The following is a 26,784-nucleotide window of genomic DNA, read 5'->3' on the forward strand; positions in this document are numbered from 1 at the left end:
GTTATACTATTTCTGGTCTTACCATTTGCTGGTTACTTCCACGAAACCTTTTAACTATAAATTGTGGCAGTATGGCTACGCATCCGTAGCGAGGGTAGATTTGTGACCAAAGAACCTGTTCCTGAAAGTATTCGGGAGGTGCTTGCCCGACTCATCCAAAAGTGCGCCGCGAGTGCCGGCAAGTGCGTGTTGGTCCTGACGGCGAAAGAAAGAGAAGACACGTTTGTACCGAAGGAGGACGGACTGCTGCTGCATCAGGACTCGCTTGAGTTCATTGACGCTGACGGGGCGCATACGGTTTTGCCCTTCGCAAGCATTGCGCTGATCGAGGTCGATGAAGACGATGAGGTCTACGAAGAGAACGTCGTTCCCAAGGCTGATGCCCACACGGGCGAAGTGATACGATTTCCTAGAAGAAGCGAGAACTGAGGTTGAAGGGTATTCACGGATGGCAAAGCTTTGGCTGACGTATGCTTGGAAGGACAATGAAGACCAAGATGTGGACCACGTTGTACAGGAGCTTCGGCGCGTAGGATTGGAGGTGGGATTTGATCGGGCCCACATCATTCCGGGTCAAAGGCTATGGACACAAATCGATCAAGGCATTTCTGATCCGCAAACCGACGGCTGGGCAATTTTGGTGACTGAAAACAGCTTGAGAAGCGAACCGTGCTTAGAGGAATTGGCTTACGCACTCGACAGAGCTTTGAGGACCCGCGGCAGCGACTTCCCATTGATCGGCATATTTCCTGCGCCAATCGATCGGGCAATGATTCCGTCAGCGATCGCCACTCGGCTTTATGTGAATCTTCGCCAGTCCAATTGGGCTCGCCTTGTTGCCGATGGCGTGGAAAAAAGGCGTCCGGTTGCAGCGGCACAAACTGTCGCCCGCTTCGTCGCTTGCGTCCATCAAGTAGACGGAAAGGAGATACTAGAAGTGCGCCCGCGCAGCGGTCGTTGGTACCCAGGCGTGGTCGGGGTACCGAAATCAGGACCCATGAAAGTGGAGTCAGTGATGCCTGGTCCCAGTGGACATCCTACTCTGTCAGGCATGGTCAGTTCCGGGTCAGGCGAGTCAAAGGATGGCCAGTGGATCTATACGGCGGCCTATCATGCCATTGATGCATTGAACGCGTTGTATGTCACGTTCGATATGCCCTTGCAGGGGCAATTGAGCTTCGGAGGCGGCCAAGAGGGTGACCTTCACTTCGTCGATTCCGCGTCGATCCCGAGGTTGCCCCCGGCGTCCTGATAGACTCTCGTGTACCTTCCGTGAAACTCGGAGTTATTCCCAAGTAACGCCGTGACTATGTAACCTTCGTGAAACTTAAGCCGCGGATCAAAGCTTGATGACGGCCGTGTCTTCGGCTTCCATTTTGAGAAACGCGAAGAGGGATTTGTCGTTTCTCTTTACGGCAACAAGCTCCCAACCGTGTATCCCGAGGCTTGTCAGGTGTTTGGTGCTAGCGTTGGCGTCACCGCTCAAGGCAATCACCTTGTATTTCCATCGCATGAATCGATCGTCTCCGAAGTGGATTTCCAGTAGTCAGTCCGAGTGCTCGCGCTCGCCAAGAGGTAAGACCATCTCGGAAGAAAGCTTTACAAAATCAACGAGCGTTTCGGTCGGTAAGACCATTGTAACTCATTGATTCTGTTAAGTTGTGAGTCATCCTCCGAGCGCACCATATCGCGGATCGCGCCGCGTGAGCCGACGTAGCGGCCTGTTTGTGCCGAATGCTCTCGCAGATGAAATCAATGATCTGATCACGAAAGTGGCGGCGTCGGAGAGATGCCTCCGGGCGAAGCGACTCAACCAATCCTTTTGTGCCGGGATTGGCCACGGCAGCCTGGCGCGGCGGCGGTCCCCAATCGATCTTGTCGCAATCGCTTTCGGGCGCCTGATTGAGATGGTCGATCGCCAGTCTGTGCGACGCATACCCTCAAACCCTCTGATGATGTCGCCAGATCCTGCGCGGCCGCTCGTTCGGCGGCGCCTAACAGAGCGGCTCCCACATCTCGATATCGCGATCACGTGCGAGCAATGTAGGAAGCGTCTCATGCCAGGCGTCTCGATAAGCGCGCTTGATCTGGACGTTCACGACCTCCTCAACCGCGCTCGGTCGATTAGCTCGCAGGTCAAACACACGCTGACACGCAGCACGATTGATCTCGGACGAAGTTACGGCGGACATGGGTGATGATCGCGGCCCGCAGCCCGGTTCGTCGAGCTTGGAACCGCGAGCCGCACCTCAAGGTTGGTCACAGGGGATCGATCCGAGGAGGAGCCGGCATGATGGTGATCGACTTGCGCGATGGAATTCGGCCGGTCAGCCTGGCGTTGGAGCGAAAGGCCACGCGCGCAGCGATGAGAAGCCTCGAGGAGGCCGGCGCAACGCTTCGGGATCCACCCTCCAAATGAGCGGCACGCAGGCGTTCGATTGCCTCATCATCGGGGGCGGCCCGGCAGGGTTGATGGCGGCGATCTATCTGGCGCGCTTCCGTCGCCGAGTCGGCGTCGTGGACGCGGGTGCGAGCCGGGCCGCACTGATTCCACGCAGTCATAATGTCCCCGGCTTCGTGCATGGCCTGTCCGGTGACGAGTTGATCGCGCGCATGTCGGCGCAACTGGACGATCTTGCCGTTATGCGCATTAAGGCCGAGGTCACGGCGTTGCAGCGTCACGACCACGTTTTTCGGGCGAGCTGGAACGGCGGCGCGCACGGCGCCGCCACCATCATTCTCGCCTGCGGGATCGTCGATACCCATCCACCGTTCGAGCAATGGCGTGCCGCTGTCGCCGAAGGTCTGTTGCGCTACTGTCCGGTCTGCGACGCGTTCGAGGCGAGCGGCCGCCGCATCGGTGTCATCGGACCGCTTCACCGTGCCGCCGGCAAGGCGCTGTTCCTGCGCGGCTACTCGCGCGACGTGACGCTGCTCGCAACCCGGTGGGATGAAGAGACGGCCGCAACATCAGAACTGGCCGAGGCGGGGGTCCAGGTCATGGCCGCGCCCGACCTGCGTTTGCGACGGAGCGACGACAGCCTGGAAGCCGTCTTCGCCGGCGGCCGGACGGCGCGCTTCGACGTCGTCTATCCCGCGATGGGAGCGCAAGTGCGCTCGCAGCTCGCGATGTCGTTGGGCGCCGAGCATACCGGGGAGGGCTATCTCAAAGTCGACGACCACCAGCGCACCTCGGTCGATGGGCTCTTTGGCATCGGCGACGTCGTCACCGACCTGCATCAGATCTCGGTCGCGTTCGGCCACGCGGCGGTTGCCGCCTGCGCGATCCATCACGGCCTGCCGCGGCGCCTGGCGTGACTGACCTCGGTCAAGTCTCACAATCGCGGCAACCAGGAACCAAGCGCGGTGGCTGGCCTTGGTTGAGCGGGCGAGGACGACGTCTGCACGATCTGGAGAGACCGCATGGCGCAATTGGAAGACATCAGGCGCTGCATCGCGCAGTGCATGAGCTGCTACCAGAGCTGCCTCGGCACCGCGATGAACCATTGCCTCGAGACCGGCGGCAGGCACGTCGAGCCCAGCCATTTTCGCCTGATGATGGCCTGCGCAGAAATGTGCCGGACAGCCGCGCATTTCATGCTGATCAACACGCCGCATCATCGGCATGCTTGCGGCGAATGCGCCGAGATCTGCAGCGAAGCGGCCTGAGCCGATGCCCATGCTGGAAGACAAGCTCAAGGAAGCCATCATCGGCGAACTGGAACGCCAGGCGGCCGACCGGCCGCAAGCTCTCGAGGTCCAGGGCGCGAGCGAGGCGAACCGCTCGGAACAGCTGACCGTCAACGGCAAGATCGATCTTGCCGCTTTGGTCATGGTGATCGCGGGATCGGTTGCGGGCGGACCCTAGCTCGCGCGGGTGGGCCTCGTTTAGCCGTATTCCTCGCCGATGCCGTACTCCTTGTAGATCTCCAGCGGATCCATGTCGGGAAACAGGCGGCATTTGGCCTGGGCGAGGTGCAGGCTCACTGCCGCCGGCTCCTTGCCGTTCGCGAGCATCTTGCGGATGTCGTCCATATGCGCGGTCGGCTGGTGCTTCGGCGCGAGCTGCTCCAGCGCGACCAGCGCAGTCGCGAGGGCCTCGGTCAGAACCCATTCGTCGTGGCCCGTGATTCCCTTCTTCGGCATCGGCAGACCCCAGCTATGGCGGCGCTGCCCACTCTAACGCGACTTGCGTCAAATCGCCATTGAGCCGTCGCCCCCGGCCCGGCAGGCGCGCCCTTGCATTATGGCAGCGCGTGGCCAAAAGGCGGCAAATTGCAGCGCTGCGGTATCTTTGTTGAAACGACTATTGGCGTAGACGGGCGCCTGCAGGGATCCAGCCGGCAGTTCCGGTCTGGCTCCATTGACCCGCATTCGCAGCACGCTTCCGCCTGCGCACCCTCAAGGCACAAGCCAGTATGGTCTTTCTCAGCTTCGTCTACCGCTTCGTCACCAACTTCGCGTTCCTGGCTGTGGTCTATTTCAGCCTGAACTTCATGGAGAAGTATCCGAACCGGGCGATCCTCGCGATCCTGGTGCTGGTCTATGCCGGCATGCGCGCGGCCTCGACGCTGCGAGCGTTCTACTTCTTCCAGAAGATCGAGAAGCTGGAGGTCGAGACGAAGCGTCTCCAGGCCCCGATCAATGACGGCTCGGGCGGAACGAATGCGCGCAAGCAGATCGTGGCCGACGTTGCGCGGCTGCGCCGCGACGGCGAGCTCAAATCCTATATGGACCTGTTCTTCCTGGCGCTCATCGTGCTGCTCTGCGTCGCCGCGATCATGCGGCAATAACCGCTTTAGGCGCGCTTCTTCACGCTGTTCGGGCGGGACGCCGTGCCCTTGGATGCAGTGCTCTTGGCCTGCGCGGCATGCCTGGGTGCGGCAGGCGCCGCATGCGCCGTCCGAGCCGCGTGCGGCTTGATGGCCTTGCCCTTTGCGGCCTTATCCTTGGCCGCGCCGGGGGTCTCGGCGGCCATCGCCATCCGCGCCGCGGCGCGCCGCGACAAGGTCGTGGACAGCAGTACCTCGACCGAGCCTTCCGGAATGGCAAACAGATCGCGGCCGGGCACGGGCAGGGTGGATGCGATATCCGTCTGCCCCTTGGTCCGGCCTGGCAGCAGCGGCTGATGCTCGGCCTGCGCATTGAGGTCGGCCAGCGCGGGCGCCGGCAGCGTCCTGGTCTCGGTGAACACGAAATTCGGAACGGCCGGCCAGCGTGCGATCGGCGTCGTCTCGGTCGGCGGATGCAGCAGCCATTCGACCGGTGTAGTCGGCGTTTTCGGGCGGTCCGCGGTCGCCGGCACCACATGCACGATGCGATAGCCGCGCGCCTTGAGGTCGCGGATGATCTTCGGCAGCGCTGCAACCGTCCGCGCCTGGATGTCGTGCAGCAGCAAAATGCCCTTGCCCTTGGCCTCCAGTCGCTGGATCGCGAGCTGATAGACGCGATCGGACGACACGTGCCGCCAGTCGTCGGCCGGGAAATCGGCGCTCCAGACCTGGATGCCGCGCGAGATCAGATAATTTTCGACGCCCTCGGCGCGCATCAGGCCGGGAATGCGGAAGAACGGCGCGAGTTTTGACGGGTCGATCATCGCGGCCGAGGTCCACTCGATGCCGCCGTTGATCTCGGGCTCATATTTCTCGACCGCCATCCGGTCGAACGTCAGCGGATGGGTCATGCTGTGGGTGCCGACGGTGTGTCCCGCCGCCACCAGCTTGCGTACGCCTTCCGGGTTCGCCTTGGCCTGCTGGCCGATGATGAAGAAGGTCGCCTTGATGCACTCGTCGTCGAGCATCTTGAGGACCTGGTTGGAATATTTCGGCAGCGGACCGTCGTCGAAGGTCAGGACGACCTCGTGATCCTTCAGGGGCAGCGTCTCGCGGTATTGCATGGTGCCGATGCGCGGATGCTCGCGCGGGTCGACCACGAGGGTGCGGGATGTGCCGAGCGCGTCGGGATGGCCGGGGCAATCGGCCGCATAGGCCGCCGATGCGCCCACTGTCAGCAAACCCAGACAGAGGACGATCCACGATCGCGTCCGAACCACAACGCTACTTCCGATCATCAACCCGGTCTGCCCTCATCAATTGCCGCCATTGTAGGTCGGAGCTGCACTGGAACGGTTCAGGCGCAAGTCCCCTTCCATCTTTGCATTCCGTAGCATGAACAGAGTGTTAATAGGGCCAAAATCACCCCATTTTGCGCCGCCGTGACATTCCGGCATCAGCGCGCATCGGCATTCCTTTGGGGGGTGCCGGCCGGGACCACGTGAACCACGCGAAACCCGTTCTCCTTCAGATACCGCAGGAAGGCCGGCATGATCGCCGCCGTGCGCGCCTTGGGATCGTGGAAGAGGATGATACCCTTGCCGCTCGCGGCAAGGCGCTCCGTGACGAGCTTCAGCTCCTGCTCCGGCGTCATCTCGTTCCAGTCGCTGGCCCAGAGGTCGGCGCCGAACACGGCGATGCCGCGCGACTGCAGCAGATCGAGCTGTCCTTGCGTCGCCTCGAAATAGGGGAAGCGAAAGAACGGCGTCGAGGGCGTCGTTGTCGACACCCCGTGCAGCGCCAGCTCGTCGGCTGCGATGCCGCGCTCGATCTCGCTCTTGGCCTTGTCGAAAGGGATCCGCGCCATGAATGGATGCGAGAAGGTGTGATGGCCGATGGTGTGGCCTTCGCGCGCGATCCGCTTGACCATCTCGGGATGCTCTGAGGCGTGCAGGCCGATCAGGAAGAAGGTCGCGCGCACGCATTCCTGCGCCAGCGCCGCCAGCACCTTCGACGTCGTCGGCGGATGCGGACCGTCGTCGAAGGTCAGCACGACCTCGTGATCGGCGAGCGGCAGCGTCTGCGGGAAGTTCTTCAAGCCGACGCGCGGTGTGGTCCTGGCGTCGACGCTCAGGATGCGCGCCGTGCCGAGCGCATCCTTGCGTGGGCACTCGGCAGCATCCGCCGAGGCCATGCCGGCGAGTGTCGCAAGGACCGCGCCCGCCGATATCGACATCCATTTCAGCCGAAGCATCTTTGCCATTGCGCTTGCAGTTGCCTTGTGGGTATTGCCTGAACGATCAGCTGAGACGACTCGTTCCAACCTGTCAAACGGCGAGGCGCGCCATGGATGAACATATGGACGGTGCCCCCGCCGCGGATTCGGTACTCGACCACGTGCCGATGCGCAATGAAGACGGCGAAATTCGTCACGAGTTCGTCGCGGAAATTGCCCGTGCGATCGAGGCCGGGGACAGCGCCGCGCTGCGCGCCTGCGTTGCCGAACTGCACGAGGCCGACCTCGGCGACCTGATCGGCGCTCTCGCGCCCGACGACCGCGTCCGACTGGTCGAGCTCACGGGGCGCGATTTCGACTTCTCGGCGCTGAACGAGGTCGACGAGGCCGTGCGCGAGGAGATCCTCGAGGAGCTGCCGCCGGAGACGGTGGCCGAAGGCGTCCGCGAGCTCGAATCCGACGACGCGGTCGAGCTGCTGGAGACCCTCGACCAGGACGAGCAGGAGGAGATCCTCGAAAAGCTGCCGCTGCAGGAGCGCGTCGCGCTCGAGCGCAGCCTGCTCTATCCGGAAAATTCCGCCGGTCGCCGCATGCAGACCGAGTTCATTGCCGTGCCCCAGGATTTCACCGTGGGGCAGGCGATCGACTACATGCGCGAGACGCCTGACCTGCCCGACCGCTTCTACGAGATCTACGTCGTCGACAAGGACCAGCACTGGCAGGGCGCGGTCCCCCTCGACGTGCTGTTGCGCGCCCGCCGTCCGGTGCCGCTCGCTGAACTCACCGACGAGGACCGCCGCCGCGTCTCCGTCCTGGAGGACCAGGAGGAGGTGGCGCGCATGTTCGGCAAGTACAATCTCGTCGCGGCCCCCGTGCTCGACACCCAGGATCGCCTCGTCGGCGTCATCACAGTCGACGACGTCGTGGACGTCATCGAGGAGGAGGCCGACGAGGACCTCAAGGCGCTCGGCGGCGTCACCAGCGACGAAGAGCTGTCGGACAGGGTCCTCACCATCGCCCGCGGCCGTTTCAACTGGCTGCTGGTGAACCTCGCCACCGCGTTCCTGGCGTCCTCCGTGCTCGGCCTGTTCGAGGGGCAGCTCGAGAAGATGGTCGCGCTCGCGGTGCTGGCGCCGATCGTGGCGAGCCAGGGCGGCAATGCAGCGACCCAGACCATGACGGTCGCGGTGCGCGCGCTCGCCACCCGCGAGCTCGGCTCGTCCAATGCGTGGCGCGTGGTGCTGCGCGAGACGCTCGTCGGCCTTGTCAACGGTCTTGCCTTCGCCGTGATCACGGGCATCGCCGCGGTCGCCTGGTTCAAGATCCCGGGCCTCGGTATCGTCATCGGGCTCGCCATCATCTGCAACCTCGTTGCCGGCGCGCTCGGCGGCATCCTGATCCCGATGGCACTCGAACGCGTCAGGGCCGACCCCGCGGTGGCGTCGGGCACGTTCGTCACCACGGTGACGGATGTGGTCGGCTTCTTCTCCTTCCTCGGCATTGCGACGCTCTGGTTCGGGTTGAAGTAGGGGAGGTGCACGCTCTCTCCTCGTCATGGCGGGCGAAGCGAAGCAATCCAGACTGCCGCCGCGGAGGGATTCTGGATTGCTTCGTCGCAAGGCTCCTCGCAATGACGGAGGAGGCGGCGGGGGCACCCCAACCCTCGTGCCGCAAGCGCGGTGCGCCTTTAATCCCACCTTAAGCGACCTGCCGCATCATCGCCCCTGCTTGGGGGAATGGGCATGCGGTTGCGGCTGAAGGCGGATGGACGGATCGTCGAGTTGCGGGACGGACAGGAATTTCCGGTCCAGCCGGCGGCCAATGCTGCGTCAAGCGACACCAGTTCGCTCGCGGTGCGCGACCTGCGGCGCCGCGCCTGCCTGACCCAGATGGAGTTCGCCGCCAAGCTCGGCGTTCCCGTCGAGACCATCCGCAACTGGGAGCAGGGCAAGCGCGCCCCGCGGGGACCCGCCCGCGCGCTACTCGCGGTGATCGCGCATGCGCCCGACACCGTGTTCCAGGCGCTGGCCAAGGTCTGAGTTCGAGGCCTGACGCGTCGCGCGAACCTCCTGTTAGCATTGCCCCTGAAGATACGTGCCGCAGGCACCGACGTCCGTTGGCAACCACCACGGGTAAGGTCCATAATGTCGGCCGGGGCTGCGTCACAGAGAGGATTCCTCATGCTGTTCGTCGAGGCCAATGGCGCAAGGATTCCGGCAATCGGGCTAGGGACCTGGGAACTGGAAGGGCGCGCCTGCGCCCGCGTGGTCGAGCAGGCGCTGCGGCTCGGCTATCGCCACATCGACACGGCCCAGGTCTATGACAACGAGCGCGAGGTCGGCGACGGCTTGCGCGCCTCCGGCGTGCGCCGCGACGACATCTTCCTGACCACGAAGGTCTGGACCAACCGTTTCGCGCCCCACGATCTCGAGCGCTCGGTCAAGGAGAGTCTGGCGCGCCTGCGGCTTCCCACGGTCGATCTGTTGCTGCTGCACTGGCCCAATCCGCACGTACCACTGGCCGAGACGCTGGGCGCGCTCTCGCATGCCAAGCGCATGGGCCTCGCCCGCCACATCGGAGTCTCCAACTTCACGGTGGCGCTGATCGAGCAGGCGGTTGCGCTGTCATCAGAGCCGCTCGTCTGCAACCAGGTCGAATATCATCCTTATCTCGACCAGGCGAAGGTGAGGGCGGCCTGTGACCAGCACGGCCTCGCGCTGGTCGCCTACAGTCCCATTGCCAAGGGCCGCATCAAGTCCGACCAGGCCCTCGCCACCATCGGCCGCGCGCATCGCAAGACGTCGGCGCAGGTGTGCCTGCGCTGGCTGCTGCAACAGAATGTCGCTGCGATCCCGCGCACCTCGCGCGTCGAACGCCTGTCGGAGAACATCGATATCTTCGATTTCGAGCTGTCGGACGAGGAGATGGCGCAGGTCGCCGCGCTGGCCAGCCCCAAGGGCCGCCTGACCGATTTCGGCTTCGCGCCGAAATGGGATTGAGAGGAGATCGCGGTATGCTAACAGCAGGGCGGCAACCCAAGACCGGGCGATGGAACTGCGGAAGATCATACGGACGGACATTGCAGCGTCGGCGATCGCGCATCTGACGCTGGTGGCGCTGATCATCGTGATCAGCGAGGTCCGTCCCTTTCACGCCGCGGCACCTGAGTCCGTTTCGGTGGACATCGTCACCGCGGAGCAGGTGAAGCAGGAGGAGATCAAGGCAGAGAAGGCCAAGGAAGAAGCAAAGGAGAAGCCGCCGGAGCCGCTCCCCGACCTGAAGCTGCCGAAGCTGGATTTTACCGACAAGGCGGAAACGGCACCGAAGCCTGCGGCCAAGCAGCAGGCCGCGTCGCAATCGTCGCAGCAGAAGGCGTCGCCCGAGCCGGAGCAGAAACAGCCACAGCCGCAACCCTCACAGGCGCCCAAGCAACGCGAGGCCACCGCGCAGCCTCAGGCCCAACAGCCACAGCCGACGCAACCGCAGCCTCAGCCGTCGCAACTGCCGCCGCAGCAGCCACTGCCGCAATCGCAGCCCCAACCGTCGCCACTGGCGATGCAGCCGCCGCAGGCTGCGCCGCCGCCGGCCTATCAGGCGCCGGAGCCCGACGTCACCGTCAAATATGGCGTCATGCTCGGGCTGCCGCCCGAACTGCCGAGTGACCTGCCCAGGGACGATGGCGGCGACGCCAAGGATTCGATCGCTGCCAAGCTTCCGCCCGAGGTCATCGCAGAGCTTCGCCGTCATTTGAGGAGCTGCGCCAAGCTACCAGCCGGGGTCGAGCCGACTGACAACGTCCACATCAAGCTGCGCACGGTGTTCGCCACCGATGGCACGCTGGCGCGCCCGCCGATCCTGCTCGAAGCCCCGCCATCCGCGAAGGGCGTTGCGATCGTGAAGTCCGCAACGAGCGCGCTGCAGGCCTGCCAGCCCTACAAGATGCTGCCGGCCGCCAAATACGAGGAATGGAAGGTATTGGACCTGCCGTTCTCGCCGCGGGATTTCGCGTCGTAGCCCACCGTAGCCCGCGCGTCGGTGACGCCGTAGGAGAATTGCGCTGCTTCCTCATACACCGTCATTGCGAGCGCCGCGAAGCAATCCAGAATTCCCACCGCGGATAGACTCTGGATTTTCTTCGCTCCGCACGCAATGACGAGGTGGAGAGAGCCGGGCTCAACGGCCGCGCTTCTTCATCGCCGTATCGCCATCCACCGCCTCCGGCGCCATCGCCGCCCAGGCGCTGGAGGCGAACTGGCGCCGCCACGTCACGACCACGACTGCGGCCGTGGTCACGAACAGCACCCAGGGGCTGACGAACCAGCCGAGATAGCCGAGCGCGAAGAAGAAGGCGCGCTGGCCGCGGTTGAAATGGCGGCCGGCGGATTCGAACACGCGCGTGGTGCGTATGACGTGGGCTTCGGCCGCCGGCGTATCGCGTTGCGAGGCCGGCGGCATGCCGCCGAACAGGATCGCGACATAGTTGAACAGGCGATAGGCCCAGGCGAACTTGAAGAAGGCGTAGACGCAGATCAGCACGAGGCCGACGCATTTCAGCTCCCACATCGCGGGCGAGGTGCTGAGGTCGATCGGCAGCTTGCTCAGAATCGTGATCGCGTCGTTGGTCGCGTGCAGCAGCGCCAGCGCGCCGCCGAGTGCGAACAGGCTGGTGGAGGCGAAGAAGGCGGTGCCGTTCTGGAGCGAGGCCATGATCTGCATGTCGACCATGCGCGTCTCGCGGTCGAGCAGGCGGCGCACCCAGACCTCGCGATAGCGGTTCATGCGCGCCGACAGGCTGTCGCGGCCATAGGCCGAGTGTTCCAGCGTCAGGGCATAGGCCGCCCATTCGATGATGAAGAAGCCGACCGCCGTGATGTCGACCCAGTGCCTGCTCATGTGTTGCTCCTAGAGAGATCGCAACGATTGCCACGCATGGCCGGGCGCAGCAACGATTGATTGGCGGCATGCGATGGCGTTAAAAGCAGCTCGCTTCAAGACGTCTCGGGAAGGACTGGTGACATGGCAACGCTCAAGCTCGCGATCGGCAACAAGAACTACTCGTCATGGTCGATGCGGCCCTGGCTCGCGCTGCGCGCGAACGACATCCCTTTCGTGGAGACCCTGATCCCGCTCTACACCGACAATCCCGCCGACAAGGAGCAGATCCTGTCCTTCAGCCGCGCCGGCAAGGTGCCCGTGCTGGTCGATGGCGACGTGACGGTGTGGGATTCGCTCGCCATCATCGAATACATCGCCGAGCGTTATCCGGAGAAGAAGCTGTGGCCCGACGATCCCGCGGCCCGCGCCCATGCCCGTTCGGTCTGCGCCGAGATGCATTCCGGCTTCGTGCCGCTGCGCAGCGAGTGCGGCATGAACCTGCACCGGCCGATCCGCTCCGTAGCGCTGTCGGCGGACGCCAAGGCCAACGTCGCGCGCATCGAGGAGATCTGGCGCGAGTGCCGGGCGCGTTATGGTGCCAAGGGACCGTTCCTGTTCGGCCGCTTCGGCGCGGCCGATGCGATGTATGCCCCGGTCGTGCACCGCTTCCGCACCTATGCGATCGACGTTGCTCCGGACACCAAGGCTTACATGGATACGATGATGGCGCTGCCGGCATTCCAGGAATGGACGCGCGAGGGGATCGCCGAGACGCTCGTCATTGCGAAGTTCGAGGACGCCTGACCGGCGGAGCATGATCCGAAGAAGTGGGTACCGGTTCTTCGATAAATCATGCTCGCCTGGAATGCGATCGGGCGCCGCTTGACGATGCACAAGACGACGGCGCTCAATCGCGGGACGATCGGCAAGAAGAGGCACGCCATGGGAATCCTGGACTCGCTGGAAAACAATCCCGCGCTGCGCAGCGTCGGCCAGCTCGGTGCCGCCGTGCTGCCGGCCGTGCTCAACGAGGTGCTCGGCAGCAACAACCAGGGCGGGCTCAGCACGATCGTCGCCAAACTCCAGCAGGCCGGCTTCGGCGACCAGGTCAAATCCTGGCTGGGCAACGGCCAGAACCTGCCGATCTCGGCCGACCAGCTCCGCGCGGTGCTCGGCAACGACACCGTCCGCCAGCTCGCCGCACGCTACAATATCCCGGTCGACCAGTTGGGTGAGATCCTCGCCCAGGAGCTGCCCAAGGCTGTCGACCAGGCGAGCCCGCAAGGCCATCTGCCCCATAACGCCTAGGGGTTGGTTCCAGCGGTATCAAAGTGGGCGCCGGCTCCCTCTTATCGTCCTGAAAAGACTTGAAAATTTGTGTATTCACCGCGCTCGCATGAGGCTGGTCAAAAACGCCGCATGCATGCTATATAGCACCCGGGTTTCCGGCCGGCCATCGCAGTGGGACCATGGGCGAGGCAGGCGTTGTTTGAGTAATGGAGAGGGTGTTGAAGCACAAATTCCCCGTTGGAACGCGCGTTCTGTTCACGGCCAGCAACGTCGCGCGCCCCGCTGCCAGCGGCTCGTACGAGGTCATCCGCCTGCTGCCGACGGAAGGCGACGACTGCCAGTACCGGATCAAGAGCTCGACGGAAGCGTTCGAACGGGTCGCCAAGGAAAGTCAGCTGGCGCTGTCCTGACGCGCCGCCGACACCGCCCATTGCTGTCGCGGACGAATTTGCTCCGATCGCCGTCAAAAGGCCCGCTTCGCCTTCACAGGGTGGGGCGGGGCAGTTGCCGAGTCGCGGTGCTCGCTTGACCATTTGCTCTTCGCTCGCGTGAGGGGGACATCGCGCATGAACTGGGCATCGGCCACTTCGCTCGACCAAATCTGGCGCGCGCCGGCACTTCCGATGTGGATGACGCTGGTGGCGGCTGGATTCTTCGGATTGATCCTGATGATCACGCTGCTGCGCGCCGAGAGGTCGGTCGCCAATGGTGCGCTGACGGTGATTACGCTGCTGTCCATCGCGATCGCCGGGGCTGCCATGGTTCACGCCTATGGAACGGCGGGGCAGGACGCGCCGACCCAGTCGCGAGCACAGGCCGCGTTCGTCCCGAGCCTGCCGGCCCTGTCCTGTCTCGACGGACTAGCCGGCGATGCCGTGGCCGCTGGCTGTGAGCGAGTGCTGTTCGGCGCACCCGACACCGCGGCGGCTGCAGTTGCCTACACCGCGGCCAGGATCGACCGGCTCACCGCACTCGGTGATGCCGCGACCGCCGACAAGAGCCTGACGCTCGACATCAAGGTGCTGCGCAGGTCGCTGGAGCGCGACCGCTACGGCCTTCTCGCGCAGGTGCTGGTCGCGCGGGACGGCTGCACGCAGTCCGATTGTGCCGCCTTCCGCTCGCTGACCGATCAGCAGCAGGTCGCCGCCAACATGGATTCCCATCTCTACGACACGCTGGTCGCACGCTACGCCCCGACCTGGAATGCGCCCGCGGCGGTGCCGTCGCCGGCCATGCCGGCCACTGCCGCGCTCGCGGGGTTGCCGCCGTCGATGCCGACGGGCAAGCCGACCAATGCGGAGTTCCCGAGCGCCTCGTCCACGCCTCCGGTGAGCATCATGAATCCGGAGCCGCCCACTGCGGCCTCGCGCCAGGCGGCGCCTGCCGCCAACGCAGCAGCGGCGCCGCGCGCGCCGGCCGCGACCTCCGCGCAGGCTGCCGCGCCCGCGGCACCGGCTGCCAAGAAGCCGCCGGCGCCGAAGGCTGCGCGTGCGCCCGCTGCAACACCGGTTCCGCTCGCGCCGCCGGCTTCTGCTCCGGCTGCTCCGGCTGCTCCGGCTGGCCCGGCTGGTCCGGCTGCTCCGGCTGCGGATAAAGATTAGTTCGGCATTCCAAATGCGTGGCTGCCCGGCTAATGCTGGGGCATGCCACTCCATCTGATCAAGCTCGCCGTCGGCTGCGACTCCGTCAAGGAATTGAAGGAGTGGGTGGCCGAACGGATGCAGACCGCCAAGAAGAAGGGTCTGCCGCAACATCACATCCACATCACCCGCATGGTACCCAAGCGCGATGCCGAGATCCTCGCCGGCGGGTCGCTCTACTGGGTCATCAAGGGGGAGATCGCGGCACGCGAAAAGATCATCGGCATCGAGCCGTTCCGCGACAAGGACGGCATCGGACGCTGCCGGATCGTGATGCAGCCGAAGGTGATCTCGGTCTCGCCGCGGCCGATGCGCCCGTTCCAGGGCTGGCGCTATCTCACCGAGGATTCCGTGCCGGCCGATCTCGGCAAGTCCGCCGCCGGCTCGATCGCGGCCATGCCGGAGCCGATGCGGCGCGAGCTACGGGATCTCGGATTGCTCTAAACCGCGATATTGTCGATCAGCCGGGTGGTACCGAGCTTGGCTGCGACCAGGATCCGCAACGGGCCGTCCTTGCGCGAGGTGACGGGTGCCAGCGTCGCGGCATGGCGGGCCTCGTAATAGTCGAGCGCAAAGCCCGCCGCCTTGATCATCTCGGCGCCGCGCGCGACCGCGGGTGCGATGGCTTCGCCACCACGGATGCGGCCGGCGCTCTCCTTCATGGCGCGATAGAGCGTGGTCGCGGTCTGCCGCTCCTCCGCCGAGAGGTAGACGTTGCGCGATGACATCGCGAGGCCGTCACGCTCGCGCACGGTGCGGGAGCCGATCACCTTCACGCCGAGGTCGAGGTCACGTGCCATCTGCGTCACCACCCGCAGCTGCTGAAAGTCCTTCTCGCCGAAGATCGCAACATCCGGCCGGCACTGCGTGAACAGCTTGCCGACGACGGTGGCTACGCCGCCGAAGAAGTGCGGACGGAAACGGTCCTCGAGGCCGGCGAGCGCCGGCCCCTCCGGCACGATGCGGGTGGCAAAGCCCTCCGGGTACATTGCCTCGACGCCGGGATGCCAGACAATGTCGACGTCCTCGGCCGCGAGCCTGGCGATGTCCGACTTCCAGGTGCGCGGATAGGCGCCGAAGTCCTCGGTCGGAGCGAACTGGGTCGGGTTGACGAAGATCGACACCACGACGCGGCTGGCCCGCCGCTTGGCGAGACGCACCAGCGACACATGCCCGTCATGGAGCGCCCCCATGGTCGGGACCAGCGCTATCGTGGCCTTTCGCTTGCGAAGATTGTCGACGGCGCGCCGGAGTGCGGGGACCGTGCGGGCGATCAGAGGGCTTGACGACATCAGGACTCGACGGGGTTGGAAATCAGCGGGGAAGGCCGCGACGCCTGGCCGGCTAACCTTAACAAGTGGCAGTCGTCGACGCCATGCACCCGGACGCGGCACAGCATCGCGCGCAAGACCACGCGCGATGTCGCGACATTGTAGGCTGGATCACAGACGATGAATGGCGCCGCCAATTCACGATGAAGAACGGCGCGCTGCGATTTGCATTACCTGTCACGCATTTCACTTGACCGCAGACGCGGCCAACTCGAAGATATTCGTCAGGGTGTTGAGGATCGCTATGCTCCTGCAAGCTAGCCAAGGCCAGTCAGGCTCGGCGCATGTTGTCGTGCTCGGCAACGAGAAGGGCGGCTCCGGCAAATCGACCACCGCCTTGCACATCGCCGTTGCGCTCCTGAAGGCCGGTCAGCGCGTCGCCACCATCGACCTCGATTGCCGCCAGCAAAGCTTCACGCGCTACATCGACAACCGCGCCGCCTGGGCCCGCCGCACCAAGCTCGATCTCGAACTGCCGGTGCATCGCTGCATCAAGCTCGGCGAGACCATGCAGATTGCCGAGAACGAGAACTCCGAGTTCCAGCAGTTCATGGAAGCGGTGTCGGAGGTTGAGAGCAGTTTCGATTTCATTGTCATCGATACGCCCGGCACCGACAGCTACCTGATGCGGCTCGCCCATTCGATGGCCGACACGCTGGTCACGCCGATCAACGACAGCTTCCTCGATTTCGATGTGCTCGGCACCGTCGATCCCGCCAACTACGCGGTGACGGGCGAGAGTCACTATGCAGAGATGGTGAGGGACGTCAGGCGCAAGCGCCGCCAGCTCGACGGCTCGACCGCCGACTGGATCGTGGTACGCAACCGCCTGTCCATGCTCGGCTCCCGCAACAAGCAGCTCGTCGCCGACGGACTGAAGGATTTGTCGCTGCGGCTCGGCTTCCGTTATGTCGACGGGTTCGCCGAGCGTGTCGTCTACCGCGAATTCTTCCCGCGCGGCCTGACCGCCCTCGACGAGATCGACGAGGCCACGCTCGGCATGCGGCCCAATCTCGGCCATCTCACTGCGCGGGAGGAGGTGACGAGTCTGCTCCGTCAGCTCAAACTGCCGCTCGACGAGCGCGGTCGCCGCCGTGCGGCAAATCGCGCCGAATGGTTTAGCCAGGTCGACAAGCCGCTCGAGGTTCACGACATCATCAGCGCCTGAGCGGTATATCGCTACGTCCGGTCCACCGGCAGCTCGGTTCCTGCCCGGAACCAAGGCGGTGCTAGGCCGTTTCACCCCATGTTTACTGCGAAATTGAGCCCCATCGCGGCCAGTGCGTCAGATGGTAAGCCTGCACCCTGACGTACGGTATTAGAATGGGCTGCCCAAGAAACGAGTGCGCCGCACAATGAAAGGGCTGACGGTTCACAATATTTAGCCTTCCTGTCACGCTGCTGTGACATATATTAGGGAATAGGCGACCAGGGGCCGAAGAGCCTCGGAAGAACACGATTTTCAACAGGGATTCAGGCCGTAAGAGCCTGAGGCTGAGGACGAAAATGAAGCGTGGAATTGCCGTTCTGGTTTCGGTCAGTGCCCTCTGCGGCATCGCCTATTTCACGGCGAGCAAGTGGGCGATCAAGCACGAGACCATCACCTTCTACGATGCTTCGCGCGACAATCGTCCCGTACCTGTCGACATCGCGGTGCGCCGCGACAAGGAAATGCAGGCCAATGCCGGCATGATCACGCTGCCGGTTGCGGTGATCAATCACGGCAACACCGTCAAGAACACCGAGTACGGCTTCCTCGCCAACATCTTTGCTGCGCGCGGCTACATGGTCGTGAGCCCGCAGCATGATCTGCCGAGTGATCCTCCCATGGTGACCAAGCCCGGCGAGCTCTATGTCGGCCGGCTGCCGCAGATCCTGCGCGGCGTCGCCAACATCCATCTCGCCATGCAGGAGATGAAGAAGGTTCAGCCCAACGCCGACTACGACAAGGTGACGATGGTCGGCCACTCCATGGGCGGCGACATCACCATGTACTTCGCCAAGCAGTATCCGGATGAGGTCAAGAAGGTCGTCACGCTCGACAATCTGCGCGTGCCCTTCGTCACTGCCGGCAAGTTCAAGATCCTGTCGTTCCGCTCCACCGATCCGCAGTTCAAGGCCGACGCGGGCGTGATCCCGACGGATGAGGAATGCGAGAAGGCGGGCATCCAGGTCGTGAAGACCGAATTCCAGCACAACGACATGCGTGACACCGGTCCGGATGCGGCCAAGAATTCGATCCAGGGCATGCTCGACAAGTTCCTGAGCGCGACGGACAGCGAGGTCGCGCCGGTCGATACGCAGTCGTCCCCGCCCAAGATCCTCGAGCCCGGCCCGGTCGCCCTGATGGCCCCCGCCAAGAGCTGACACCTCACTGACCGGCCGATGCCGATCTGTGCAATGCCTCCGCCGGCGTCCGCCCGCGGAGGCTTTGCACATTGACCGGGCTGCCTGCGTTCACCACATTAGTCGCCCACGCCTTGGTTGAGCAGCGATGTCGGGCGAACCCATCAAGCCGCGCGATGATGCCGTTTCCACGAAGCCCGGCGGAGCTGTGCAGGCCGGCACGTCGACTTCGGAGGACATTGCTGCCTTCGTCGCGAAGGCCCGTGCCCTATCGCCGCATGCGCCCGACGCAAAGGGGCGGCTGATCTTCGCGCTGGATGCGACGATGAGCCGGCAGCCGACCTGGGACATGGCCTGCGCGCTCCAGGCCGACATGTTTCGCGAGACCGCGGCGCTCGGCAGTCTCGAGATCCGCCTGGTCTACTATCGCGGCTTCAACGAGTGCCGCGCCTCGGGATGGATCTCCGACAGCACCAAACTGGCGACGCTGATGAGCAAGATCGATTGCCGCGGCGGCGACACCCAGATCGGCAAGGTGCTGAGCGAGGCACGGCGCGAGGCGATCGCGTCCGGCGTGCGCGCCCTCGTCTTCGTCGGCGACGCCATGGAGGAGAAGATCGACGAGCTCTGCGCCAGGGCCGGCGAGCTCGGCATGCTCAAGGTGCCCGTCTTCCTGTTTCAGGAGGGCCACGATGCGGTGGCTGAAAAGGCCTTTCGCGAGATCGCGCGTCTGACCGGCGGCGCCTGGTGCCGGTTTGATCCGGGCGCTGCGGCGCAGTTGCGCGAGCTGTTGCGTGCGGCGGCGGCCTATGCCGCGGGCGGCCGCGAGGCGCTGCTGAAATTAGCCAGAAGCGCGAACGGTGCGGCGATGTTGATCGGCCAGATGAAGTAAGAGATCAGGCCTTCAGCGGTGAACGCCATGCATTTTGCCGGCAGGACGGCTATATTCCGGCCATGACCCTGATCGCCGGCGTCGTCGCCGTTATCACGCTTTATCTGCTGCTCCAGATGTTCCGTTCCGCCAATCCGGCGGTGCTGGCGCGCACCATCAAGTTTGGCGGTGGCGTTGTGGCGCTGGCGGTCGCGGCCTTCACGGGCTTGCGCGGCGAACTGGCGGTTGCGATCCCGCTCGGAATTTTCGGGGCCGGGCTGCTCGGCTGGACGCCATTGGCGAACGCCGGCTTCGGCAACATCGGCGGACTCTTTGGCGGCGGCGCTGCGCCCGCGTCCGGGCAGGCCTCGCGCGTGCGCTCGCAATTCCTCGACATGCGGCTCGACCACGATTCCGGCCAGCTCGGAGGCCGGATCGTCGCCGGACCTCACGCGGGGCGCGATCTCGACGAGTTCGATCTCGCGGGCCTCCTGGCGATGGTCCCGGCGTTCGACGCCGAGAGCGTGGCCTTACTTGAAAGCTATCTGGACCGCCGGTTTCCCGCTTGGCGTCAGAACGCGCAGGGTGATGCGGCAGGGAGGCAGCGCCGCACGGCGGCGAGTGGCAAAATGACGGCGGAGGAAGCCTATCAGATCCTTGGCCTGCAGCCGGGGGCGGGGCGCGAGGACATCAGCCGGGCCCACAAATCCCTGATGAAGAAACTCCATCCCGACCAGGGGGGCTCGACGTATCTCGCTGCCCGGGTAAACGAGGCCAAGGATACTCTGCTTCGCACGCATAACGGCTAACTCCGGCACTACGCTACAAACGCTCGTACCGCGTGAGCTCCGTTGCTCTGTCTGTCGCCCCGATGCCCGCCATTGTCGGCGTGGTCGATCCGTTGAGTAAAAATTTAACCGTAAATTGTTGACGAGAGGTTGTCGCGGAACAGGCCGGACGCAGGGCCGAAAACAAAAATGCCCGCGCAAGGCGCGGGCATTTTGATCAAAGCGGTGCGACGATCAGTTGCGCACGGTGATGCAGGAGATGTCGGCGCGCTTCAGGGCGCGGCAGACGGCTTCGGCCTGGTCGCGCTCGAGCCCGGCGAAACGGGCGCGGTAGAGCTTGCGATTGTCCTTGGCGACGACAGGCTCGGTGAACGGATCAGCCTTGCTGAGCAGGCCGCGGGCCGAGTTGCGCGCCGCGTCGATGCGCTGCTGGGCTTCGTTCTCGCTTTCCAGCGCGCCGACCTGGACAATCCAGCCGCTGTGGACGGCCGGCTTGCTGGTGGCGCTCATCTGGATCGGCTGCGGCGCCGGATCGGCGGACGCAAGCTTCGGAGCGGCCGGTGCGGCCGCGGCGCCGGTTGTGGCCGGCAGCACGCCGAGGATGCCGTTGCCGGTGCCAAAGCCAGCCGGCTGGCGCGGCAGCTCGGCGCGCGCGACGTCCGCCTTCGGCGGTTCCGGCTGAATCTGGGGCTCGGGCCTGTTGATCAGATCGGCGCGGGCGACGACGGCGCCGGAGGTCTCCGCAACGTCGGAGCGGGAGGCGATCGTGCTCGTGACCTGCGGAGCAACCGGAGCCGGGGCTGCGGAGGCGACCTTCACGGCGCCGGCCTTGACCTGAACGGTCTTGACCCGAACCGGCTTCATCGGCTCGGACGAGCCGGGGATGATGGAGAGCGGCTGGCTCGAGATCACACCATTGGTGAGCGGGGCGGGCTCGATCCTGGATTCAGTCGGCCGGACCTCGGGCTTGCTGGCTTCCGGCTTGGGCGGGGCCGGCGGCACCGCGGCCGTCGCCGCGGCAAGCGTCGACAGGCGCGCAGCAAGACGAGACTGGGCGGGTTCGGGAGCAGGAGCGGCGGCCTGGACCTGCGGAGCGGGGCGGGCCGGCGTATCCGACGCATCGGCAACCTCGGCAGAGGCGTCAGCGCCATTGCGCTCGGTGACGGCAGCAACGGTGTGCGTGGTCGCGCCTTTCTCGAGGTTCTCCGCGAGCAGGTTGCGCATGATGGCATCGCGCGAGCCGCCGCTGCGGCCGCCGAGCACCACGCCGATCAAATGGCGGTTGCCGCGGCGCATCGAGGTGACGAGGTTGAAGCCGGAGGCGCGGGTGTAGCCGGTCTTGATGCCGTCCACGCCTTCCACGCTGCCGAGCAGGTGATTGTGGTTCCGGATCGACTGGCCGCGCCAGTTGAAGGTCGAAGTGGCGAAATAGCGATAATAGCGCGGGAAGCGCTCCTGGATGGCGCGGCCGAGCGTGGCCTGGTCGCGCGCGGTCGTGACCTGCTCGTCGTTGGGAAGGCCGTTGGCATTGCGGTAGACCGTACGGGACATGCCGAGCGAGCGCGCCTTGCGCGTCATCATCTGGGCGAAGTCATCTTCGTCTCCGGCGATCGCTTCCGCGATGACCACGGCGGCATCGTTGGCGGAGCGGGTGACGAGGCCCTTGATCGCGTCCTCGACGCGGATGGTCTGGCCGGCGCGCAGGTTCAGCTTGGTCGGATCCTGATCGGCGGCGTGCTGAGACACCGGCATCTCGGTATCGAGCTTCATCTTGCCTGACTCGAGACGCTCGAACAGCAGGTAGAGCGTCATGATCTTGGTGAGCGAGGCGGGGTGGCGGATTCCGTCCGGGTTGTTCGACTGCAGCACCGCGCCGGAATTGCCGTCGACGATGATGGACGCGAATTTCGGGCTGGAGCTCTCGGATACGTCGCGCTGCACCCGGTTGTGCGCGTAGTGCCGCCGGTGGCGCCGCGCCTCGGCAGCATCGGTGGTGAAGATGACTGCGGTGGTGACCGTAAGAAGCCCGAAAACGCCAACCCGCGCCAAGCGCGAGGAAGACAAGTTTTTACGAAGCATGGAACCCCGTCCCCGTTTCTGACTTGATCACCGGCCCGTGAGGCGAAATTGTGCCCATGCGACCCGGGATCATTACCTGCTCAGGCTGTTCCTCCGCTTGTGTTCGCTGCGGGGGACGTTGGGCCTGAGCCGCTGTTCTGGCTAAGGTGATGTTCTCAAACGGCTTTGGCCGCTTGCAGAAGCTGAACACGTCCAGGGAATCAGGGTAGGGGCCTGCGGTTTCCAAAAGCTTAAGGAACCCTTGCGGGAATAACTGGAAATTTCCGTGATCCGCATTTAGTTTTGTGCATCGCACAAGATTCTTGACTTTATTGTGCGTTGCACTAATTATGGGCAGTAGTCAGGGAGCCGGGGCTTCCCGACGAGAGCCAGGGAAAAGGATTCCGAAATGTTCAAGGTTGAAGACTTTCAGAACTACGGGAAAGAGCACTTCGAGCAGTGCGTTGCCTCCGCGTCCTCCGTGCAGCACGGCCTCCAGGCGATCGCCAGCGCCTATGGCGACTACACCAAGAAGTCGTTCGAAGACACCAAGTCCTTCGTCGAGAAGCTTTCCGGCGTGAAGTCGCTGGACAAGGCCATGGAAGCCCAGACCGACTTCGCCCGTTCCGCCTACGAGACCTTCGTCGCGGAATCGCAGAAGATCGCCGGCCTTTACAACGACCTCGCCAAGCAGGCGTTCAAGCCGGTCGAGACCATCGTGTCGAAGTTCACCCCTGCCGCCAACTAAGCTTTCTCGGATATCCTGAAAGCAAAAGCCCGGCTGAACAGCCGGGCTTTTCGTTTGTCGCCCGGGTCCGTCTCGGCGCGCCACGCGCAGCACGGCCGACTCGATCGTACTGAATGTGTGGCCGATTGGGTTCGCTGCTCGGGGCGAGCTTGCGCGCACGAAGATCATGATGGTCCATGGGTCCCCGCGTTTCGCCCGGCTTCTTCCTTGCCCGATTTTGCGCCAGGCGATTCAGGCGGAAGGTCGACTGAACCGTAGAAGTCCGGAGAGCTCGCGCGCGAACCGTCACAGCTCAGTTGGCCGGCCGGTTCCTGATCAACATGTCCTGGCCAGGCGGCGCGGAAATTTTTGTCAAATCGGCCCAGATTGACTAACCTCGGTCGGGATCGTCCGGATCGGGAATCGGGACCGTCGCGGCCGCATCGGCCGGACCTTTGCACGCTTGCGGCGAGCCGGGGTCGGGCCCATATTGTTGATCACCGATACGGCTTGACCGGACCGGTTGGAAGCGGCGATCCAACGAGGCGGCGCGCCCGCGTGAAGCTCCGAGGTCCGGGGCTCCGCGGCGGACCGTCATACGCTTCCGTGGGGAATTTGAACGCCTGAGCCATGCCGCAACTGTTGTCCAGACTCGACCTGTCCGCGGCCATCGCCGCTCCCGCTCCCCGGATGAGCAATGACGAGAACCGTTCCGGCAGTCCGACGGGTCCGAACACCTCTGTCATCACCAAGGTCAAGCCGAAGACCAAGCGACCGAACCTCTACCGGGTACTGATCCTGAACGACGACTACACGCCGATGGAATTCGTGGTCCACGTGCTGGAGAAGTTCTTCCAGAAGGACGTCGAGGCGGCCACCAAGATCATGCTGCACGTTCACCATCACGGCATCGGGGAGTGCGGCGTGTTCACCTACGAGATTGCCGAGACCAAGGTGACGCAGGTGATGGACTTCGCCCGCAAGCACCAGCATCCGCTGCAATGCGTGATGGAAAAGAAGTAGGTCACCTTACGGCGCCTCTCGGGGCCGGCTCTCGTGTCTGTCGCAGGGTGATTGTCTCGTGATGCCTGCGCGCGACGTCTGCTGCAGCCGGCAAGATTAATTCTGCACCAGCGCCAATCCCGCCCAAATCGGAACGGGTTTTGCATCGAAGATTGCCCAGATGGCTAGGTGTCGTGTCGCGGAACCGGTCTTTCGCCGCGATCTTGTATAACTATATGTGACAAAGGTTGTTGTTGCCTGACCGGGCGATCACGACCATGATGGTGGGGGCCATAGAGGACGCGAATGCCGACTTTTTCCCAAAGCCTTGAACAATCCCTGCATCGTGCGCTGGCGATCGCAAATGAGCGTCATCACCAATACGCGACGCTTGAGCATCTCTTGCTCTCTCTGATCGACGACTCCGATGCAGCCGCCGTCATGCGCGCCTGTAGCGTCGACCTCGACAAGCTCCGCACGAGCCTCGTCAACTATCTTGAGACCGAATTCGAGAACCTGGTGACGGATGGCGCCGATGACGCCAAGCCGACCGCCGGTTTCCAGCGCGTGATCCAGCGCGCGGTGATCCATGTGCAGTCGTCGGGGCGCGAAGAGGTGACCGGCGCCAACGTGCTGATCGCGATCTTCGCCGAACGCGAGAGCCATGCCGCTTACTTCCTGCAAGAGCAGGACATGACGCGCTACGACGCAGTCAACTACATCAGTCACGGTATTGCGAAGCGGCCGGGCGTCTCCGAGGCGCGGCCCGTGCGCGGCGTCGACGAGGAGACCGAGACCAAGGGCAGCGAGGACGCCAAGAAGAAGGGCGAGGCGCTCGAGACCTATTGCGTCAACCTCAACAAGAAGGCGCGCGACGGCAAGATCGACCCGGTGATCGGACGCAATTCCGAGATCAACCGCGCGATCCAGGTGCTGTGCCGCCGGCAGAAGAACAATCCGCTGTTCGTCGGTGAAGCCGGCGTCGGCAAGACGGCGATCGCCGAAGGCCTCGCCAAGCGCATCGTCGATAGCGAAGTGCCGGAGGTCCTGGCGGCTGCAACCGTGTTCTCGTTGGACATGGGCACGCTGCTCGCCGGCACGCGCTATCGCGGCGACTTCGAGGAGCGCCTGAAGCAAGTGCTGAAGGAGCTCGAGGCGCATCCCAACGCCATCCTGTTCATCGACGAGATCCACACCGTGATCGGTGCGGGCGCGACGTCGGGTGGCGCAATGGACGCGTCGAACCTGCTCAAGCCGGCGCTTGCCTCGGGCACGATCCGCTGCATGGGCTCGACCACCTACAAGGAATATCGCCAGCACTTCGAGAAGGACCGCGCGCTGGTGCGGCGCTTCCAGAAGATCGACATCAACGAGCCGACGGTCGAGGACGCGATCGCGATCCTCAAGGGCCTCAAGCCGTACTTCGAGGACTACCACCGGCTGAAGTACACCAATGAGGCGATCGAGGCTGCGGTGCAGCTCTCTTCGCGCTACATCCACGACCGCAAGCTGCCCGACAAGGCGATCGACGTGATCGACGAGTCGGGCGCGGCGCAGATGCTGGTCGCCGAGAACAAGCGCAAGAAGACGATCGGCATCAAGGAGATCGAGACCACGATCGCCTCGATGGCGCGGATCCCGCCGAAGAGCGTGTCGAAGGACGATGCCGAGGTGCTCAAGCATCTCGAGCAGACCCTGAAGCGCACCGTGTTCGGCCAGGACAAGGCGATCGAGTCGCTCGCCGCCTCGATCAAGCTCGCACGCGCGGGCCTGCGCGAGCCGGAGAAGCCGATCGGCTGCTACCTCTTCTCGGGCCCCACCGGCGTCGGCAAGACCGAGGTTGCCAAGCAGCTCGCGGCGACGCTCGGCGTCGAGCTGCTGCGCTTCGACATGTCCGAGTACATGGAGCGGCACACCGTGTCGCGCCTGATCGGCGCGCCTCCCGGCTATGTCGGTTTCGACCAGGGCGGCCTGCTCACCGATGGCGTCGACCAGCATCCGCATTGCGTGGTGCTGCTCGACGAGATCGAGAAGGCGCATCCCGATCTCTACAACGTGCTGCTCCAGATCATGGATCACGGCCGGCTCACCGACCACAACGGCAAGCAGGTCAACTTCCGCAACGTGATCCTGATCATGACCACGAATGCCGGCGCGGCGGATCTCGCCAAGCAGGCGTTCGGCTTCACTCGCTCGAAGCGGGAAGGCGACGACCACGAGGCGATCAACCGGCAGTTCGCGCCGGAATTCCGCAACCGTCTCGATGCCATCGTCTCGTTCGGCCATCTCAGCGTCGAGGTGATCGGCACCGTCGTCGAGAAGTTCGTGCTGCAGCTCGAGGCGCAGCTCGGCGACCGCGACGTCACCATCGAGCTGTCCGAGCCGGCCAAGGCGTGGCTGGTCCAGCACGGTTACGACGAGCAGATGGGCGCGCGTCCCATGGCACGCGTGATCCAGGAGCACATCAAGAAGCCGCTGGCCGACGAGGTGCTGTTCGGCAAGCTCAAGGGCGGCGGCCACGTCCGCGTCGTTCTCGTCAAGGACGAAGCCGACGAGACCAAGGAGAAGATCGGCTTCGAGTTCGTCGAGGGCCCGGTCACGCCGAAGCAGGAGAAGCTGCCCGGCACCCGCAAGCGCCCGCCGGGCAAGTCAAAGCCGGGAGGCCCCGGCGGTTCGAAGGGCCCGACCTCCAAGGGACCGCTGGTCAAGGCTTGATCGGCATGTGATGAAATCGAGAAGGCCGGCTGCGAAGCCGGCCTTTTTGTTCTGAGTTGCGAGCGATCCTCAGGTTCCTGCCTCGGGCGCCGCTCCGCCGGCCGCCGCGGCCGCTTCGCGGGCGGTCGCGCGC

General features: G+C 64.3%; 28 protein-coding genes and 1 pseudogene. 23 read left to right on the forward strand and 6 right to left on the reverse strand.

Annotated features, from left to right (window positions below; genetic code table 11):
- Window positions 1–102 precede the first annotated feature (102 nt).
- The 6 genes and pseudogenes from ACRQ5Q_RS18880 (at window position 103) to ACRQ5Q_RS18905 (ending at window position 3,868) form a co-directional block, all read left to right on the forward strand.
- Window positions 103–429 carry a hypothetical protein gene (locus ACRQ5Q_RS18880; protein WP_439399449.1) on the forward strand — a complete coding sequence of 109 codons (327 nt, stop codon included), beginning with the start codon at window positions 103–105 and terminating at the stop codon, window positions 427–429.
- A gap of 19 nt (window positions 430–448) precedes the next feature.
- On the forward strand, window positions 449–1,252 hold the full coding sequence (locus ACRQ5Q_RS18885) for a toll/interleukin-1 receptor domain-containing protein (protein ID WP_439399451.1): 804 nt from the start codon (window positions 449–451) through the stop codon (window positions 1,250–1,252).
- 1,038 nt (window positions 1,253–2,290) lie between these two features.
- Entirely contained in the window at window positions 2,291–2,419 is a 129-nt protein-coding gene (locus ACRQ5Q_RS18890; RefSeq protein WP_439368679.1) for a hypothetical protein, read from the forward strand.
- Window positions 2,416–3,318, forward strand: coding sequence for an NAD(P)/FAD-dependent oxidoreductase (locus ACRQ5Q_RS18895; RefSeq protein WP_439368678.1), 903 nt, complete (start codon window positions 2,416–2,418; stop codon window positions 3,316–3,318). Before ACRQ5Q_RS18890 ends, ACRQ5Q_RS18895 begins: the two co-directional genes overlap by 4 nt.
- Before the next feature lie 105 nt (window positions 3,319–3,423).
- A pseudogene (locus tag ACRQ5Q_RS18900) lies at window positions 3,424–3,666 on the forward strand (four-helix bundle copper-binding protein); the annotation flags it as partial.
- A gap of 13 nt (window positions 3,667–3,679) precedes the next feature.
- Window positions 3,680–3,868, forward strand: a complete 189-nt coding sequence (locus ACRQ5Q_RS18905) for a hypothetical protein (RefSeq protein ID WP_439368677.1) — start codon at window positions 3,680–3,682, stop codon at window positions 3,866–3,868.
- A gap of 20 nt (window positions 3,869–3,888) precedes the next feature.
- Here the strand turns inward: ACRQ5Q_RS18905 and ACRQ5Q_RS18910 are convergent, their stop codons facing one another.
- Window positions 3,889–4,146: a hypothetical protein gene (locus ACRQ5Q_RS18910; protein ID WP_439368676.1), complete on the reverse strand. Its 258-nt coding sequence runs from the start codon at window positions 4,144–4,146 to the stop codon at window positions 3,889–3,891.
- 272 nt (window positions 4,147–4,418) lie between these two features.
- Between ACRQ5Q_RS18910 and ACRQ5Q_RS18915 the strand changes: the two genes are divergently transcribed.
- Window positions 4,419–4,793, forward strand: a complete 375-nt coding sequence (locus tag ACRQ5Q_RS18915; protein WP_439399453.1) for a hypothetical protein — start codon at window positions 4,419–4,421, stop codon at window positions 4,791–4,793.
- A gap of 5 nt (window positions 4,794–4,798) precedes the next feature.
- Here the strand turns inward: ACRQ5Q_RS18915 and ACRQ5Q_RS18920 are convergent, their stop codons facing one another.
- Window positions 4,799–6,070 (reverse strand): polysaccharide deacetylase family protein, encoded by a 1,272-nt coding sequence (locus ACRQ5Q_RS18920; RefSeq protein WP_439399455.1) that lies wholly within the window; start codon window positions 6,068–6,070, stop codon window positions 4,799–4,801.
- A 158-nt stretch (window positions 6,071–6,228) separates the two neighbouring features.
- Window positions 6,229–7,035 (reverse strand): polysaccharide deacetylase family protein, encoded by an 807-nt coding sequence (locus ACRQ5Q_RS18925; RefSeq protein ID WP_439399457.1) that lies wholly within the window; start codon window positions 7,033–7,035, stop codon window positions 6,229–6,231.
- Between the two features lie 83 nt (window positions 7,036–7,118).
- Between ACRQ5Q_RS18925 and mgtE the strand changes: the two genes are divergently transcribed.
- The 4 genes from mgtE (at window position 7,119) to ACRQ5Q_RS18945 (ending at window position 11,022) form a co-directional block, all read left to right on the forward strand.
- Window positions 7,119–8,537: a magnesium transporter gene (mgtE, locus tag ACRQ5Q_RS18930; protein WP_439368672.1), complete on the forward strand. Its 1,419-nt coding sequence runs from the start codon at window positions 7,119–7,121 to the stop codon at window positions 8,535–8,537.
- 207 nt (window positions 8,538–8,744) lie between these two features.
- A complete protein-coding gene (locus ACRQ5Q_RS18935) occupies window positions 8,745–9,047 on the forward strand; it encodes a helix-turn-helix domain-containing protein (RefSeq protein WP_439368671.1) in 303 nt (100 codons plus the stop codon).
- A 141-nt stretch (window positions 9,048–9,188) separates the two neighbouring features.
- Entirely contained in the window at window positions 9,189–10,007 is an 819-nt protein-coding gene (locus ACRQ5Q_RS18940) for an aldo/keto reductase (RefSeq protein WP_439368669.1), read from the forward strand.
- A gap of 49 nt (window positions 10,008–10,056) precedes the next feature.
- The gene (locus ACRQ5Q_RS18945; protein WP_439399459.1) at window positions 10,057–11,022 is read left to right on the forward strand and encodes a hypothetical protein; all 966 of its coding nucleotides are present in this window, start codon (window positions 10,057–10,059) and stop codon (window positions 11,020–11,022) included.
- A 159-nt stretch (window positions 11,023–11,181) separates the two neighbouring features.
- Here ACRQ5Q_RS18945 and ACRQ5Q_RS18950 read toward each other — a convergent pair whose 3' ends face one another.
- Window positions 11,182–11,901 (reverse strand): DUF599 domain-containing protein, encoded by a 720-nt coding sequence (locus tag ACRQ5Q_RS18950; protein WP_439399461.1) that lies wholly within the window; start codon window positions 11,899–11,901, stop codon window positions 11,182–11,184.
- A 123-nt stretch (window positions 11,902–12,024) separates the two neighbouring features.
- Between ACRQ5Q_RS18950 and ACRQ5Q_RS18955 the strand changes: the two genes are divergently transcribed.
- The 5 genes from ACRQ5Q_RS18955 to ACRQ5Q_RS18975 all read left to right on the forward strand — a co-directional run bounded on the left by ACRQ5Q_RS18955 (window position 12,025) and on the right by ACRQ5Q_RS18975 (window position 15,257).
- On the forward strand, window positions 12,025–12,687 hold the full coding sequence (locus ACRQ5Q_RS18955) for a glutathione S-transferase family protein (RefSeq protein WP_439399462.1): 663 nt from the start codon (window positions 12,025–12,027) through the stop codon (window positions 12,685–12,687).
- A gap of 138 nt (window positions 12,688–12,825) precedes the next feature.
- On the forward strand, window positions 12,826–13,191 hold the full coding sequence (locus tag ACRQ5Q_RS18960) for a YidB family protein (RefSeq protein ID WP_439375629.1): 366 nt from the start codon (window positions 12,826–12,828) through the stop codon (window positions 13,189–13,191).
- 188 nt (window positions 13,192–13,379) lie between these two features.
- Entirely contained in the window at window positions 13,380–13,583 is a 204-nt protein-coding gene (locus tag ACRQ5Q_RS18965; protein ID WP_018647393.1) for a hypothetical protein, read from the forward strand.
- Window positions 13,584–13,739: 156 nt separating this feature from the next.
- Window positions 13,740–14,774, forward strand: a complete 1,035-nt coding sequence (locus ACRQ5Q_RS18970; RefSeq protein ID WP_439399464.1) for a hypothetical protein — start codon at window positions 13,740–13,742, stop codon at window positions 14,772–14,774.
- Window positions 14,775–14,816: 42 nt separating this feature from the next.
- A complete protein-coding gene (locus tag ACRQ5Q_RS18975; protein ID WP_018647395.1) occupies window positions 14,817–15,257 on the forward strand; it encodes a DUF1489 family protein in 441 nt (146 codons plus the stop codon).
- Here the strand turns inward: ACRQ5Q_RS18975 and panC are convergent.
- Entirely contained in the window at window positions 15,254–16,105 is an 852-nt protein-coding gene (panC, locus tag ACRQ5Q_RS18980) for a pantoate--beta-alanine ligase (protein ID WP_439368661.1), read from the reverse strand. The genes ACRQ5Q_RS18975 and panC overlap by 4 nt on opposite strands.
- A gap of 283 nt (window positions 16,106–16,388) precedes the next feature.
- On the opposite strand from panC, the gene ACRQ5Q_RS18985 reads away from it, so the two are divergent.
- The 4 genes from ACRQ5Q_RS18985 (at window position 16,389) to ACRQ5Q_RS19000 (ending at window position 20,170) form a co-directional block, all read left to right on the forward strand.
- The gene (locus ACRQ5Q_RS18985; RefSeq protein WP_439368660.1) at window positions 16,389–17,312 is read left to right on the forward strand and encodes a division plane positioning ATPase MipZ; all 924 of its coding nucleotides are present in this window, start codon (window positions 16,389–16,391) and stop codon (window positions 17,310–17,312) included.
- A 338-nt stretch (window positions 17,313–17,650) separates the two neighbouring features.
- Window positions 17,651–18,511, forward strand: coding sequence for an alpha/beta fold hydrolase (locus ACRQ5Q_RS18990; protein ID WP_439368659.1), 861 nt, complete (start codon window positions 17,651–17,653; stop codon window positions 18,509–18,511).
- A 127-nt stretch (window positions 18,512–18,638) separates the two neighbouring features.
- On the forward strand, window positions 18,639–19,382 hold the full coding sequence (locus ACRQ5Q_RS18995; RefSeq protein WP_439368658.1) for a VWA domain-containing protein: 744 nt from the start codon (window positions 18,639–18,641) through the stop codon (window positions 19,380–19,382).
- Window positions 19,383–19,444: 62 nt separating this feature from the next.
- Window positions 19,445–20,170: a DnaJ domain-containing protein gene (locus ACRQ5Q_RS19000; RefSeq protein WP_439399466.1), complete on the forward strand. Its 726-nt coding sequence runs from the start codon at window positions 19,445–19,447 to the stop codon at window positions 20,168–20,170.
- Window positions 20,171–20,383: 213 nt separating this feature from the next.
- On the opposite strand, the gene ACRQ5Q_RS19005 is transcribed toward ACRQ5Q_RS19000, so the two are convergent.
- Window positions 20,384–22,228 carry a serine hydrolase gene (locus ACRQ5Q_RS19005; protein WP_439368655.1) on the reverse strand — a complete coding sequence of 615 codons (1,845 nt, stop codon included), beginning with the start codon at window positions 22,226–22,228 and terminating at the stop codon, window positions 20,384–20,386.
- Window positions 22,229–22,616: 388 nt separating this feature from the next.
- On the opposite strand from ACRQ5Q_RS19005, the gene ACRQ5Q_RS19010 reads away from it, so the two are divergent.
- The 3 genes from ACRQ5Q_RS19010 (at window position 22,617) to clpA (ending at window position 26,651) form a co-directional block, all read left to right on the forward strand.
- Complete coding sequence (locus ACRQ5Q_RS19010; RefSeq protein ID WP_439399468.1) at window positions 22,617–22,955, forward strand: phasin family protein; 339 nt, start codon at window positions 22,617–22,619, stop codon at window positions 22,953–22,955.
- Window positions 22,956–23,624: 669 nt separating this feature from the next.
- Entirely contained in the window at window positions 23,625–23,957 is a 333-nt protein-coding gene (clpS, locus tag ACRQ5Q_RS19015; protein WP_027548135.1) for an ATP-dependent Clp protease adapter ClpS, read from the forward strand.
- A 285-nt stretch (window positions 23,958–24,242) separates the two neighbouring features.
- A complete protein-coding gene (gene clpA / locus ACRQ5Q_RS19020) occupies window positions 24,243–26,651 on the forward strand; it encodes an ATP-dependent Clp protease ATP-binding subunit ClpA (RefSeq protein WP_439368653.1) in 2,409 nt (802 codons plus the stop codon).
- The last annotated feature ends 133 nt before the right edge of the window (window positions 26,652–26,784 follow it).

It is taken from the genome of Bradyrhizobium sp. PMVTL-01 (genome assembly GCF_051861855.1).
Lineage (GTDB): Bacteria > Pseudomonadota > Alphaproteobacteria > Rhizobiales > Xanthobacteraceae > Bradyrhizobium.

What these genes read in the sequence shown, in the direction of transcription:
- ACRQ5Q_RS18935 (WP_439368671.1), top strand. Translation starts at nt 8,745, where the DNA reads ATGGGCATGCGGTTGCGGCTGAAGGCGGATGGACGGATCGTCGAGTTG.
- ACRQ5Q_RS18975 (WP_018647395.1), top strand. Translation starts at nt 14,817, where the DNA reads ATGCCACTCCATCTGATCAAGCTCGCCGTCGGCTGCGACTCCGTCAAG.
- ACRQ5Q_RS18910 (WP_439368676.1), bottom strand. Translation starts at nt 4,146, where the DNA reads ATGCCGAAGAAGGGAATCACGGGCCACGACGAATGGGTTCTGACCGAG.
- ACRQ5Q_RS18990 (WP_439368659.1), top strand. Translation starts at nt 17,651, where the DNA reads ATGAAGCGTGGAATTGCCGTTCTGGTTTCGGTCAGTGCCCTCTGCGGC.
- ACRQ5Q_RS18920 (WP_439399455.1), bottom strand. Translation starts at nt 6,070, where the DNA reads ATGATCGGAAGTAGCGTTGTGGTTCGGACGCGATCGTGGATCGTCCTC.
- ACRQ5Q_RS18925 (WP_439399457.1), bottom strand. Translation starts at nt 7,035, where the DNA reads ATGGCAAAGATGCTTCGGCTGAAATGGATGTCGATATCGGCGGGCGCG.
- ACRQ5Q_RS18995 (WP_439368658.1), top strand. Translation starts at nt 18,639, where the DNA reads ATGTCGGGCGAACCCATCAAGCCGCGCGATGATGCCGTTTCCACGAAG.
- clpA (WP_439368653.1), top strand. Translation starts at nt 24,243, where the DNA reads ATGCCGACTTTTTCCCAAAGCCTTGAACAATCCCTGCATCGTGCGCTG.
- ACRQ5Q_RS18965 (WP_018647393.1), top strand. Translation starts at nt 13,380, where the DNA reads ATGGAGAGGGTGTTGAAGCACAAATTCCCCGTTGGAACGCGCGTTCTG.
- clpS (WP_027548135.1), top strand. Translation starts at nt 23,625, where the DNA reads ATGAGCAATGACGAGAACCGTTCCGGCAGTCCGACGGGTCCGAACACC.
- ACRQ5Q_RS19010 (WP_439399468.1), top strand. Translation starts at nt 22,617, where the DNA reads ATGTTCAAGGTTGAAGACTTTCAGAACTACGGGAAAGAGCACTTCGAG.
- ACRQ5Q_RS18895 (WP_439368678.1), top strand. Translation starts at nt 2,416, where the DNA reads ATGAGCGGCACGCAGGCGTTCGATTGCCTCATCATCGGGGGCGGCCCG.
- ACRQ5Q_RS18945 (WP_439399459.1), top strand. Translation starts at nt 10,057, where the DNA reads ATGGAACTGCGGAAGATCATACGGACGGACATTGCAGCGTCGGCGATC.
- ACRQ5Q_RS18950 (WP_439399461.1), bottom strand. Translation starts at nt 11,901, where the DNA reads ATGAGCAGGCACTGGGTCGACATCACGGCGGTCGGCTTCTTCATCATC.
- ACRQ5Q_RS18985 (WP_439368660.1), top strand. Translation starts at nt 16,389, where the DNA reads ATGCTCCTGCAAGCTAGCCAAGGCCAGTCAGGCTCGGCGCATGTTGTC.
- ACRQ5Q_RS19005 (WP_439368655.1), bottom strand. Translation starts at nt 22,228, where the DNA reads ATGCTTCGTAAAAACTTGTCTTCCTCGCGCTTGGCGCGGGTTGGCGTT.
- ACRQ5Q_RS18885 (WP_439399451.1), top strand. Translation starts at nt 449, where the DNA reads ATGGCAAAGCTTTGGCTGACGTATGCTTGGAAGGACAATGAAGACCAA.
- mgtE (WP_439368672.1), top strand. Translation starts at nt 7,119, where the DNA reads ATGGATGAACATATGGACGGTGCCCCCGCCGCGGATTCGGTACTCGAC.
- ACRQ5Q_RS18960 (WP_439375629.1), top strand. Translation starts at nt 12,826, where the DNA reads ATGGGAATCCTGGACTCGCTGGAAAACAATCCCGCGCTGCGCAGCGTC.
- ACRQ5Q_RS18905 (WP_439368677.1), top strand. Translation starts at nt 3,680, where the DNA reads ATGCTGGAAGACAAGCTCAAGGAAGCCATCATCGGCGAACTGGAACGC.
- ACRQ5Q_RS18970 (WP_439399464.1), top strand. Translation starts at nt 13,740, where the DNA reads ATGAACTGGGCATCGGCCACTTCGCTCGACCAAATCTGGCGCGCGCCG.
- ACRQ5Q_RS18915 (WP_439399453.1), top strand. Translation starts at nt 4,419, where the DNA reads ATGGTCTTTCTCAGCTTCGTCTACCGCTTCGTCACCAACTTCGCGTTC.
- ACRQ5Q_RS19000 (WP_439399466.1), top strand. Translation starts at nt 19,445, where the DNA reads ATGACCCTGATCGCCGGCGTCGTCGCCGTTATCACGCTTTATCTGCTG.
- ACRQ5Q_RS18955 (WP_439399462.1), top strand. Translation starts at nt 12,025, where the DNA reads ATGGCAACGCTCAAGCTCGCGATCGGCAACAAGAACTACTCGTCATGG.
- panC (WP_439368661.1), bottom strand. Translation starts at nt 16,105, where the DNA reads ATGTCGTCAAGCCCTCTGATCGCCCGCACGGTCCCCGCACTCCGGCGC.
- ACRQ5Q_RS18890 (WP_439368679.1), top strand. Translation starts at nt 2,291, where the DNA reads ATGATGGTGATCGACTTGCGCGATGGAATTCGGCCGGTCAGCCTGGCG.
- ACRQ5Q_RS18940 (WP_439368669.1), top strand. Translation starts at nt 9,189, where the DNA reads ATGCTGTTCGTCGAGGCCAATGGCGCAAGGATTCCGGCAATCGGGCTA.